The 12,873-nt window shown below is 38.4% G+C and carries 11 protein-coding genes; 2 read left to right on the top strand and 9 right to left on the bottom strand.

Annotated elements, in window-relative coordinates:
- The first annotated feature begins 91 nt into the window (after nt 1–91).
- Entirely contained in the window at nt 92–1,510 is a 1,419-nt protein-coding gene (locus NL42_RS16910; protein WP_461313632.1) for an aspartate ammonia-lyase, read from the top strand.
- Between the two features lie 55 nt (nt 1,511–1,565).
- Here the strand turns inward: NL42_RS16910 and NL42_RS16905 are convergent, their stop codons facing one another.
- Complete coding sequence (locus tag NL42_RS16905) at nt 1,566–3,761, bottom strand: TonB-dependent siderophore receptor (protein WP_461313631.1); 2,196 nt, start codon at nt 3,759–3,761, stop codon at nt 1,566–1,568.
- Nucleotides 3,762–4,285: 524 nt separating this feature from the next.
- Between NL42_RS16905 and NL42_RS16900 the strand changes: the two genes are divergently transcribed.
- Entirely contained in the window at nt 4,286–5,572 is a 1,287-nt protein-coding gene (locus tag NL42_RS16900; protein ID WP_461313630.1) for an MFS transporter, read from the top strand.
- Nucleotides 5,573–5,611: 39 nt separating this feature from the next.
- On the opposite strand, the gene NL42_RS16895 is transcribed toward NL42_RS16900, so the two are convergent.
- The 8 genes from NL42_RS16895 to NL42_RS16860 are packed head-to-tail and all read right to left on the bottom strand — an operon-like array spanning nt 5,612 to nt 12,823.
- Nucleotides 5,612–5,893: a DUF971 domain-containing protein gene (locus NL42_RS16895; RefSeq protein ID WP_461313629.1), complete on the bottom strand. Its 282-nt coding sequence runs from the start codon at nt 5,891–5,893 to the stop codon at nt 5,612–5,614.
- A complete protein-coding gene (locus NL42_RS16890; RefSeq protein ID WP_461313628.1) occupies nt 5,877–6,875 on the bottom strand; it encodes a HEAT repeat domain-containing protein in 999 nt (332 codons plus the stop codon). The genes NL42_RS16895 and NL42_RS16890 overlap by 17 nt, the downstream gene beginning before the upstream one ends.
- Nucleotides 6,872–7,711, bottom strand: a complete 840-nt coding sequence (locus tag NL42_RS16885) for an ABC transporter ATP-binding protein (protein WP_461313627.1) — start codon at nt 7,709–7,711, stop codon at nt 6,872–6,874. The genes NL42_RS16890 and NL42_RS16885 overlap by 4 nt, the downstream gene beginning before the upstream one ends.
- A 1-nt stretch (nt 7,712) precedes the next feature.
- Nucleotides 7,713–8,567: an ABC transporter permease gene (locus tag NL42_RS16880; RefSeq protein WP_461313626.1), complete on the bottom strand. Its 855-nt coding sequence runs from the start codon at nt 8,565–8,567 to the stop codon at nt 7,713–7,715.
- Between the two features lie 34 nt (nt 8,568–8,601).
- The gene (locus tag NL42_RS16875; protein WP_461313625.1) at nt 8,602–10,032 is read right to left on the bottom strand and encodes an ABC transporter substrate-binding protein; all 1,431 of its coding nucleotides are present in this window, start codon (nt 10,030–10,032) and stop codon (nt 8,602–8,604) included.
- 19 nt (nt 10,033–10,051) lie between these two features.
- Nucleotides 10,052–10,297, bottom strand: a complete 246-nt coding sequence (locus NL42_RS16870) for a 4Fe-4S dicluster domain-containing protein (protein ID WP_056479873.1) — start codon at nt 10,295–10,297, stop codon at nt 10,052–10,054.
- 20 nt (nt 10,298–10,317) lie between these two features.
- Nucleotides 10,318–12,051: a fumarate reductase/succinate dehydrogenase flavoprotein subunit gene (locus NL42_RS16865; protein WP_461313624.1), complete on the bottom strand. Its 1,734-nt coding sequence runs from the start codon at nt 12,049–12,051 to the stop codon at nt 10,318–10,320.
- Between the two features lie 28 nt (nt 12,052–12,079).
- On the bottom strand, nt 12,080–12,823 hold the full coding sequence (locus NL42_RS16860; protein ID WP_461313623.1) for a GntR family transcriptional regulator: 744 nt from the start codon (nt 12,821–12,823) through the stop codon (nt 12,080–12,082).
- Nucleotides 12,824–12,873: the final 50 nt, after the last annotated feature.

The following is a 12,873-nucleotide window of genomic DNA, read 5'->3' as shown; positions in this document are numbered from 1 at the left end:
CAAAAAATGCATAATTAACTTGATAAATGCATTAGAAGTGAAGCATTTCGAAATCTAATATGAATTATCTACTCTACTAATTCGAAGTTTAATGATGAACGCTGAAATTACCACCCGTATTGAGAAGGATCTTATTGGTTATAGAGAAATCAATAATAATGATTATTACGGAGTTCAAACATTACGTGCTCTAGAAAACTTTAACCTGACACAAAGCAAAGTGGGAAATTTCCCTCATTTAATTAAAGCCTTAGCAATGGTAAAACTTGCTTGTGCTGAAGCGAACTATAATCTTAAAAGCTTAGATCAAACTAAATTTGAAGCGATTGAATACAGCTGTAATCAGCTTATTCGCGGTAATTTTCACGACCAGTTCCCAATTGATATGATGCAAGGCGGTGCTGGTACTTCAACCAACATGAATGCAAATGAAGTATTGGCGAATGTTGCTTTAGAATATATGGGACATGCAAAAGGCCAATATCAATATCTACATCCAAATAACGACATTAACATGTCACAGTCAACAAATGACGTGTACCCTACTGCGATTCGCTTAGGTTTGTTATTAAACTTAGATGAATTAAATCTTCCTTTTAATAACTTGATCTTAAGTTTCCGTAACAAGTCTCAAGAGTTTGCTCACATCTTAAAAATGGGTCGTACTCAGTTACAAGATGCTGTGCCAATGACTTTAGGTCAAGAGTTTGGTGCTTTTGCGGTAACTTTACAAAAAGACCTTGAGCAAATTAATACGCTTATTCCAAATGTTTTAGCTTATATGAACCTTGGTGGTACGGCGATTGGTACGGGAATTACCACTGAATATAGTTACCGTGAACTTGCGATTCAAGCACTTGGAAAAATTTCTGGTAAGAAAATTAAGTCTGCTCCTGATCTAATCGAAGCAACTTCAGATATGGGTGACTTTGTTCTTTTATCTGGTTTATTAAAGCGTACCGCAACTAAACTTTCAAAAATTGCCAATGACTTGCGTTTACTTTCAAGTGGTCCACGTACTGGTATCAATGAAATTAACTTAGAAGCACGTCAACCGGGTAGTTCGATCATGCCAGGTAAAGTAAACCCAGTTATTCCTGAAGCGATGAACCTTGCTTGCTTCCAAATTATTGCAAATGATTTGGCTGTAACTTTAGCTGCTGAAGCTGGTCAATTACAGTTGAATGCAATGGAACCACTTATTGCATTCAAACTATTTGAATCTATGGATTTACTTGGTAACGCGATGGCAATGTTCCAAAGTAAATGTATTGATACGATTACGGCGAACCCTGAACACTGTAAAGCTTTAGTTGAAAACTCAATTGGTATTGTGACTGCACTTAACCCATATTTGGGTTATGAAACTACAACTCGTATTGCTAAAACTGCAAATGAAACTGGACAAAGTGTATTGGCGCTCGTTCAGAACGAAGGTTTATTATCAGCACAAGTGCTTGATGATATCTTGTCGATTAATAATATGGTTAAACCAAAAATGTCGGCTTAATTCCTGAAAATAAAAAAGGAGCTTTTATAAGCTCCTTTTTTATTTGTTCTATACTTTAAAAACTGAAAGTTGTAGAGAACTGAGCGGTACGTGGATTACCTAAGAATAAATAGTCATCCCCCATAAATGCCCCTACATCACGCCAATATTTCTTATTAAATAAATTATCAATATTGAATCTAAAAGTTGTGTCATGCCCAGCAAAATTTGTTTTATAGGCAGCACCAATATTAAAGACACTATAACCACCTACTTTTACAGTTCCCTCTTTATTTGCATATTTACTACTGCTGTATTGCATACCACTCAGTAATCTTAGCCCTTCAACTGAAGGTACTTTATAAGATAACTGCGCAGTTGCGCGGACTTTCGGTACATTTTGAGTTTGATGACCTTTGTAGCTGTCACTATCAATATCAGCAAGACGTGATCTGGTGTATGTAATACCAGAGCTTACGTCGAGTGTATCGGTTAAGGCACCTGTTAAACCTAACTCAATACCTTGATTGTGCTGTTCACCTTGCTCAACAAAATCAAAAGTCCCATCTGCATTTACTTTGCTATATTGATTGTCTTGTTTTAAATCAAAAATAGCTGCTGTTACCAAGAAGTTTTGTACTTGTTGCTTAACACCAAGTTCATATTGTTCAGAATTTCTAGGTGATAAAACTTCTAGAGGATTATTAGCAAACCATGGAGCTTCTCCACCGTCTGATAAACCTTTGGCATATGAAGCATAAAGATTCGTCGTAGCAGTTGGGCTATACATGAGCGCGAATTGCGGTAAAAACTTATTTAAATCTGTGTCTCGGCTTTGCTGCCCATCTGGATCATAAGCTTGTTCATCAAGATGAATAAGTTTTCCACCCAACAAAGTTGACCATTGATCATTAAATTGAACTCGGTCAGAGATTGTAAATGCAGTCTGATCACTCTCTAGAGCTTTGTAACGGTCGCCTATGCTTTCCGATGATGGACTGTAGTCAATCGTATCTTGATAAATATTGCCTATTCCTATAAATCCATTAAGCGGTGTATGGTGTTTTAGGGTTTTATAAGTACTTTGTAATTCAAAGGCAATTTGATGCTGAATATTACCAGTGTTGAATTGACCATTTAACCCAGCAGCAAACTGGTTGGTAATGCGTGTGTCATCTGGACTACGGAAATCATAAATACCATAATTACCGTCTTTATCAAAAGTATTAATTTCGCAAACTGGCGTACTGTAACAGGCCCATGGAAAAGCACTATTATCATCAATCACAACACGGCTTTGCGATGCACTTAAGCTACCATTCCATTGATCATTAAAAGCGTATTGATATTTTAGACTGGCATTTACACTGTTATTTACAACTGGTTTACTCCAAGACTGATACCCCAATAAACGGTCTTGATCTACATTTGTTGGTACTTCTTTCCCATCAAGCAGTTGATAACCCGGTACTGAGCGTTGGCTTTGATGCTGGGCTTCAATATCAAACAGTAATTTAGAGCGATCATTAATTTTCCAGTCTAAAGCAACTGAACCAAACTCACGATTACCATTTGCATGATCAACATTTGGGTGAATACTTTCATGCGCTAAATTTATTCGATAGCCAAAATTATCATTTAAAAAACCGCCTACATCCGTTGCCAGTGTATAACCACCTTCTGAATTTACATCTACAGTAATATCTTTAACATTGGCAGGTCTTTTAGTTACATAATTTACAACACCGCCTGGCGTCGACATGCCACTTTGAATCGCAGAAATCCCTTTTAAGATTTCAACTTGCTCTTTATTTTCTAAAGCTACATTTTGCTCGCCACGTATGGTATGACCGTTAATGAGATAACTAGAGCCTAAATCGAGGGCAAAACCACGTGCTACAAAGTTTGGATAATACCCAATAGCAGCGTAGCCATCTCCCAACGATGAATCATTTTTAATAACATCAGTTAGCGTTTTTGCATGTTGATCTGCTAGGCGCTCAGAAGTAATGGTGGTAATAGATGCAGGAACTTTCTTTACATCGCCTGTTTGAAAACCAGATAAATCAACTTTTTTTGAGGAATACAAATCGTTAGAGTTTTGAGTGGCATTTACGGTAATCGTTGGGAGCTTAGAAACCTCCGCTTCATTTGCATAAACGACAGATGTTATGAGTGCAATAGATGAAGCCAATACCGTTTTAGAGCATGTCATGAAGTGAAGATTTAACGAACGTCTTTCCATTGAATAACTACCTGCCATACCGTGCATAATTTGAAGCGCTAGAAGTAACTACTGAGCCTATTTTTAGCCACGCAAGAATACAGTGACAAATATAGAGAAACAACAAATTATATAATTTTTAGATCAAGTAAATTTTGTGTAATAAAGCGTCATCATTATATGAATATCGTTTATTTTCTTTGGAATTAGGACTATAACTTTTTAAGTATTACCAAATAGTCAAAATAAAACTAAGCTCAGAAATAGGTCTAGACCAAGGAGGAATACAATAACGAATATGGTTAATAAATTAGATGTTTGATTTTAAATAAAGTTTATGGTGCATTGATCAACTCACTAAATTAAGGAATTGTTCGATTATCGATAAAAATATCTTTAAATCGAACAAAAGATCATAGAATCACTAGAATGGAAATTTAAAATTATAAAAAATGAATGGAGAGGAATTCTAAGAAAGTACTCAGGATTGAGTGATATCTAAAGATTCATTCTATTTCCTGTTCAGTACATCTGAAAATTTCTATTTTTTTCTGCTAACTGACGGAATATCTATGACATATACTAAGGAAGAAAAGAGCAGCAGAATACGAGGGATTGTAGGTGCAGCTTCAGGTAATTTGGTTGAATGGTTCGACTTTTATATCTATGCGGTATTTGCTGCTTACTTTACTCAAGCTCTGACTGCACCAGACATGGATAGCACGACCAAATCGATCTACGTTTGGGGTGTATTTGCAGCAAGCTTTTTTATGCGTCCTATTGGTAGCTGGATATTTGGGCGCATTGCAGACCGACACGGTCGAAAAAAATCAATGATTGTCTCAATTTGCTTAATGGCTTTGAGCTCTTTTCTATTTGCAGCCCTACCGACTTATGATCAAGTTGGTTTATTTGCTCCATTTCTTTTACTGGTAGTACGCTTACTTCAAGGTCTATCGGTGGGTGGTGAATATGGTGCCGTTGCAACCTATATGAGTGAATTAGGTTTAAAGGGTCAACGTGGTTTTTACTCTTCTTTTCAATACGTCACACTCTCTGGTGGCCAGTTACTCGCCAGCTTACTCGGTGTAATTTTATTAACGTTTTTGAGTGAGGACCAATTGCTTAATGGCGGTTGGCGTATCCCATTTGTTATTGGTGGTATTGCTGCGATTGTATCTTTACTCGCACGGAGTCGTTTAGAAGAAACGCTTTCTCATCAAGACAGTGAACGTGAAGAGTCAGGTAGCTTAAGAGAACTCTTTAAAAAGCATTGGAAAACCTTTTTATTAGTGGTTGGTTATACCTCTGCGGGTTCATTAACTTTTTATGTTGAAACCGTTTATTCAAAAACCTATTTAACTAATTTAGGGATGGATGGAAAAACCGTTGGTTACATTATGACCTTCGCGTTATTTGTCTATATGTGTGCTCAACCTGTATTTGGTTCCATTTCGGATCGCATTGGGCGACGTTCTTCAATGCTGGCATTTAGCTTATTATCTGCGATTTTTATTTATCCAGTGATGGCAATTGGAATGCCTAATTATATAGATTCGCCGATCATCATTACCTTGCTACTCATTTTTATGATGATGATTTTGAGTTTCTATACATCTATTAGTGGCTTAGTAAAAGCTGAGATGTTCCCACCTCACGTACGCGCACTTGGGGTCGGATTTTCATATGCGGTAGGTAATGCTATTTTTGGTGGTTCTGCACCTTCGGTTGCCTTGCAATTCAAAGCTGCTGGAATTGAAAATACCTTCTTTATTTATGTGATTGTCATGTTGATTATCTGTTTCTTGTGTAGCCTTGCGCTTCCGAAAAAACCAGATTATTTAGAACATGATCATTAATTAAATAAGATGCCTTCTGTCCCAAGCAGAAGGCATCTATTAGCACTTAGCAAATTCTTTTAAAAAAGCCCACGGAAAAATCCCTTTATCATGCCCATCACTAAAACAAATTTGGGCCCCATATCCTTGATCGAACATAGCTGTCACTTCAACATTTTGATCTTCAATTTTAATTTGCTTAATTCGCTTCGCTCGGCAAAAGCCACATGGGCAAATTTCTCTTAAATTTTGATGACTCAGAGATACGGTTAAACCATCGGTCCATATAAAGTGAACCTGTTTATTTGTAGTATCGACACGAATATCAGGTCTGGTTTGCATATTTCACCTCACCAATTTGATTTAATCCAATACGAATCGCTTTTCGTACTTCTGGATCTGAGTCATTTTGATGTTGTTCTAATAGATTCTGAGCTTCTGATGTGCCAATTTCACCTAGTGCTAAAGCGACCTCTTTACGTAAATTGCTAATTTCATGATTAAAGTTATCAAACAGATGACTAACTGCCAGACGCGACTTGAATACCCCTAAGCTTCGAACTGCGGCAATACGTACTTGCCAATATAAGTCAGATAAAGCATGTATTAACGGATTTTCGAGCTGAACGATATGTAATTTTCCAATCGTAAGTGCAGCTTCGACTCTTAGTTGCCAACTTTCCGAGGTTAAAGAATGATGAAGTGCTTGGATAACTTCAGCTGATATGCTCTGACTATAAGCCAAACCACCTGTTGCAATACGTCGTACTTCATCATCTATATCTGTTTCAACAATTTTTGCCAATATTGCAATGGCTTGATCTTGTTGCAACCAACTTAGAGCACTCACAGCTTCACGACGCACAGGAGCATCTTGATGCTGGACCAAAGCTGATATTTCTGCAAAGAATTGCTGCGCTCGTAAAGGTTTTAAAGCGCGTAAGATTGCACTTAGTACAAAAGTATCTTCATGCTGTAAATATGAGGCAAGTACATCGGCTGATGCAGCTTCTTTGATTTCACTTAAACTTTGACTAGCAGCTTGTCTAACATTCAAATCTGCATCAAATAAGGCTTGAGCTAATACTTGTAAACTAATTGGATCTTCCCAACTTTCTAATTTTTTTGCCGCTTCTTCACGAACTAAAGCTGAAGAGTCGTGTTGTAGTGCTGCATGCAACCAAGGGAGTAAATCTGGATTTTCTTCATCACCAATATTCATTAAAGCGACAAAGCGAATCTTTTCATCTGCGTGATTAAGCTGTGCAAGAAATTCCTGATTATATTCATCGAGGTCATCTAAAGCTTGATAATAAAAACTCATTCGTATTCCTTAATTTGTGATTTCTTTCCAAGCCCTAGAGGATTTAAGCGGCTTAACTCTTCTTGTTGAGTGGCTTCTTTTAAAGTCTGGATGCAATGTTTTTTAATAGCTGTAAATTCACTACTTGTTACAAGCTCAATGTCTCGTGGACGTTCAAACTTAAGCGGAATTTCTTCAATAATTCGCCCCGGTCTATGGCTCATAATCAACACTCGATCAGCTAAAAAAAGTGCCTCATCAATATCGTGGGTAATAAATAAAACCGACGTTTGGATTTCTTGCCAAATTTCGAGTAATAGCATTTGCATTTTTAAACGAGTTTGAGCATCTAACGCACCAAAAGGCTCATCCATTAATAAAATGCGAGGTTGATTAATCAGTACTCTCGCAATTTCAACTCGTTGCTGCATGCCACCAGAAAGTTCGGCTGGAAATTTATGCTCAAAACCTTTAAGTCCGACCAGATCAACCATTTTCTTAGCTTGTTCAATACGCTTTTGTTTGGCGATGCCTTTCATTTTTAAACCAAAGGCAATATTTTCAAGCACGCTTTTCCATGGAAATAAGGTATGTTGCTGGAACACCAAACCTCTGTCTGGATGCGGTTCAAGTATAGATTCATTATCGACCGTTAAAGTCCCAGAACTAATCGGTAAGTGCCCTGCCAAAGCACCTAATAATGTAGATTTACCGCAACCAGATGGGCCAAGTAGACATATAAACTCACCCGGTTGTATTTCAAAATTAACCCGATCTAATGCCTGAAAACGATTTTTAGCTTGTCCTAAATGTAGCGATAGATTTTGAATACGCACATGGCCTTGTGTAATTGACATTTTAAGACTTCCTCAATTGATACCATGGGGTAAATCGGTTTCCAATCACACGCACCAATGTACTGCTAAACATACCTAATGCTCCTATCAGCACCATGCCAACCACGATATTGCTATAGTTTTGCAAGGTGAAAGATTCCCATGTGAAATATCCAATTCCGTGTTGGCCCGAAATCATTTCGGCAGTCACTAAACAGAACCAACAAGTACCCATTCCAATAGATAAACCAGTAATAATGTTAGGTAATGCCCCCGGAATAATGACTTCATAAATGATAGCTAGATCAGAAGCACCTAAGCTTTTCGCTGATGCAACGAGTCTTGGGTCAACTGCACCAACGCCATGTACCGTGTTTAACAAAATTGGAAATAAAGCCCCTATAAAAGTAATAAAAATCATAGAAGCTTCTGAGGATGGAAAAATCAGAATCGCTAAAGGAATCCATGCTACTGCTGGAATTGGACGTAATACTTCTAATGGCGGCATTAGAAATGCAGCAAGTTTTTGATAACGTCCTGCTAACAAACCAATACCTACACCAATTAAAGCAGCCAATACAAAACCAACCACTACTCGAAAGACACTAGATTCAACATGTTCAAATGCGGTGCTGAGTTGAAAGAAAGCCCAAAGCGCATGAATAACATCTAAAGGTGTGGGGACATTGCTAAAGTTCACAATGCCTAAATTTATTTTAAACTGAGCTAGGCCTTGCCAAATTACTATCCAGAAAGCTATAGATGTAAAAGCAATAACATAGCTTTTTAAATGCGTCGGAAATAACCTCAATTGTTGGAAAAATCTAATCAAAAATGTACTTTGGTTTTTAGGTTTTATCTGGACTAAACTACTCATTCGTCACCTCCTGCTCATTGGGTAAGACAACACATCAGCTCTGTGTTACAAGCTGAATAGCTTTAAAGTCATATACTTTTCCGCCCTGTTGTTTAGCCCATTTTTCAGCATCATCTTTTAATAAAAAGGCCTGAATTTGTCCTGCTTTATCTGTGGCATACCATGCTAGATTAGCAAGTAACTTAATGTCGGACTGATGATCTTGGCTATAAACCACACGCACCGTTTTGCCAGCTGCTCGAACTTTCTTTAAATCAGAAAAAGCATGCTCAGGCGTTTCATAGCTACGCACTTTTTCTTCGCCCTTTACCCAAATTTGAGTCACCCGATCAAATGTTTTGATGGGTTGGCCCGTTAAAGCGTCATTGGCAACCAAAGGTGATTTTGCATAGTCAGCCAATTGCTGGCTGTAATTAAGTCCAGATGCCTGAAATGCATCCCTAATATATTGGTCATCAATAAATTTATTTACATCAAGCGTACCGTCGTTTTTTCCTAAAACTTTTAAGGTGTCTATCGCAATTTGAGTCGCTTTTCGATATTCAGGTTTCCACGTTAAGTCACGAGTTTGCAGACCTAATGGACCATGAAACAGGTAGACTACCTCGGCAGGAATCCCTGTTTTTTCAGAAATAAATTCACTATATTTTTCAGGTTGTTCCCGAATCAGGCGATTTGCTTCAATGGTCGCTTGTAAGTAAGCTTTTATGACCTCTGGGTGTTGCTGTGCATAATCTTTGCTCGCAAGTGAGCCATGAAATGTCGGTGATTTTGCTTGTGAACCATCATAGATTTTTTTAGCAAAACCTTGGTAAGCAAATAACTCACCAAACGGTACAAAGTCAGCATGCGCAGCAATCTTATGACTTTTTAATGCAGGGCCTGCCACTTCTGGAGCCTGAGCAATTACCTTAATATCTTTATCAAGCTGCCAACCTTCAGCTTGAATGGCCCGCAATAATAGTCCATGGGCAGTTGAGGCAAAAGGTACCGAAATGGTTTGCCCTTTTAACTCTTTTAGGGATGTTACTTTTGAGTCAATAGGGACAACAATCGCATTACCACTGCCATTAATGCTGCCTGATAACGGCGCTAAAAATATGCTTTCTTTCCCAGCCTTTTTAAATGCCGCTAAATTATTTACAGCAGGAAAGTCGGCCATTGCTCCCAAATCTAGACGCCCAGCCACCATCTCACTAGTAAGTGGTGCACCAGAGGTAAAGTTTTTCCATTGAATGTCATATTTAACATTCTTGTATTCACCATCTTTGGGTAAATATTTTGGTAATAAATTCAATTCACGAATGAGCAACCCACCTGTTGCACAGTTAATGGTTGTGTCTTGTGTACCAATCGCTACACGAACAGTTTCTGTTTTACTGCCGCACCCCAAAGTGCCAAGTACAATGGCACCAATTAAGCTATTGAGTAATAGTTTTCTATTGATCAATTTATTTTGTCTCATGTTGAGTATTCCAAATTAATTATTTGAGTAGGTATGGGATATTTACTTTGACTGCATCTGTTGGGCAGTCCTTTTCACATGGCATGCAGTACCAACACTCATCAAATTGCATATAAGCTTTTTGAGTTAGAGGATCGATTGCCAATAAGTCCATTGGACAAACATCTACACAGACTGTGCATCCTTTATCAGCAATACATTTATCTTCATCAATAATGACGGGTGCGACAGTACGGTGCTGAACTTCTTTAAAAATAAAAGCCATTGTTTGAATTCCTGATTTATTTAGTCTGCAAGAGCAACATCTTTTTGAATGCGTAAACGGTCATAAGACACAGCTTCATCTTGATTAATCGGAACCACATAAGGCTCGATTGTTTTTTTGAAACTGGTCATGTTGCCGTGTTCATCTTTTTTCAAATGTGCGTGACAGAACCAATCCGAGTTATTTTTTTGAGGGAAATCTGCTCGGTAGTGATAAAGTCCCCAACGGCTTTCCTCTCTAAAAAGTGAGGCTCTAGCTGCCATTTCCGCACAATCTCGGATAAAAGAAACTTCGGCAGCGCGCATCAATTCATGTGGATTTCTTGCAGAGATTCGAGCAATATCCTGTTTGATTTCTTCAAAACGTTTCAGGCCAATTTCCATTTTTTGGCGAGTTTTGGGTGGCTGCAAATAGTCATTTACAAAACGGCGCAGCTTATATTCCACCTGTTCCGCTGGTAAACCTTCTGAGCAATCAAGCGGTGCAAAGATTCGTGCTTTCTCTGCTTCTATTTCAGTTTGGTTTAATTCACTATGTTCAATTGAACTCACATAGTGCGCGGCATTTACTCCAGCGAACCAGCCATAGGTAAATGCACCAAGCATATAGTTATGAGGTACGGCAGCCATATCTCCTGCACTGTATAAACCTTTAACTGAAGTTTCTGCTTTTTCATTTACCCATACACCAGAAGCACTGTGTCCACTACAAAAACCAATTTCTGAAATGTGCATTTCAACCATATCGTGACGATAATTGGTTCCTCGGCCTTCATGAAAACGTCCGCGACTTGGGCGCTCATTGGTATGTAAAATCTCTTCAATGGTTTGAATCGTTTCTTCAGCCAGATGATCTGCCTTTAAATACACCGGACCATTACCACTTTCCAGCTCTTGGTAAAACTCCCACATCATTTGACCGCTCCAGTAGTCGCACTCAATGAAACGTTCACCTTTACTATTGGCGGTATATCCACCCAATGGGCCTGTCACATAGGCACAAGCTGGACCGTTATAATCTTTAATCAGCGGATTGATCTGAAAGCATTCTAAATTGGCAAGTTCTGCTCCTGCATGGTATGCCATGGCATAACCATCGCCTGCATTGGTTGGGTTTTCATAAGTGCCCATTAAGTAACCTGAAGCTGGCAGACCTAAACGCCCTGCTGCACCACAACATAAAATGGCAGCTTTAGTTTTAATGACATAGAAATCGCCACTACGACAATCAAAGCCAAGTACGCCATTGATTGCACCTTGCTCATTTTTTAAAAGCTTTGTAGTCACAATTCTGTTGTTAATTTTGACTTGGGCACGCTTTAACTGACGATATAAAACCTTTTTTACATCATGACCTTCAGGCATTGGTAAAACATATGCCCCCATGTGATGTACTTTTTTTACTGCGAACTCACCTGTTTCATCTTTTTCAAATTTAATTCCCCATTGATCTAGCTGTTGGATCGTTTTAAAACTGTGCTTTGCATATGCATATACAGTTGCTTGGTTCACAACGCCATCATTGGCAATCGTAATTTCTTTGGTGTATTGCTCTGGTGTTGCGTACCCTGGAATGATGGCATTATTAAGCCCATCCATACCCATTGAAATAGCCCCACTGCGTTTTACATTCGCTTTTTCGATCAGTAAGACTTTTAAATTAGGGTTTTCTTGTTTTGCTTTAATTGCTGCCATTGGCCCAGCAGTTCCACCACCAATAACCACAATATCAAACTCAAGATATTTAGTTTCCATTGAATATTCCTTATTTTTATCTGTGTTATTAACGATGAATACGTAAACGGTACTGGAAGGTATCGCCTGAAAAATAGAGATATTCATAGTCAATCGGTTGCCCGTTTGCATCGTGAGTCAAACGTTCGACCCGTAATACCGGAGTTCCGAGTTCGACTTGCAGCAAAGCCGATAATTCTTCATCTGCTACGGTTGCATCAATACTTAAATCAGCATGCCCTAAAGGAATGTCACACTCTTCTTCTAGGGCCTTGAAAATATCGGTTGTGCGTAAATCAATCGCTTTTTCTTTAAGCTTCAAACCAATGTGTTCTGGTAAATAGGTCAATTCATAAGAAACGGGTTGTCGGTTAAGTAAGCGTACCCGTTGAATTTCATACACATTTGCTTTAACAGGTAACTTTAATTTCGGTACAACATGCATCGGGATCTGCTTAAGCTCAGCCGAGATGACACGGTTTAAAATTTCGTGACCAGCAGATGACATTGCTTCTGCAAAACCCTGCAAACTTGAAATGTTCTGAAAGGTTTTTGGCTTACTTACAAAAGTCCCTTTACCCGGAACTTTAAAAATATAACCTTCTAACTGTAATTGGTTGAGTGCTTGGCGAACTGTGATTCGGCTTACACCGAACTGTTCAGCAAACTCATTTTCAGATGGAATTTGGCTAAGAACAGCATATTCACCATTTACGATTTTGTTCAGGATGAGTTCCCTTAACTGATCGTAAAGAGGCTTATGATTTTTGGGGTCTTGGGATAGCTGGCTCACGGCTTACAACCTGTTATAACAACTTGAGCAAATAATGTTTAAAATGTTTC

The sequence above is a fragment of the Acinetobacter sp. GN11 genome, assembly GCF_054823985.1.
This window is presented reverse-complemented; position numbering and strand designations above follow the sequence as displayed.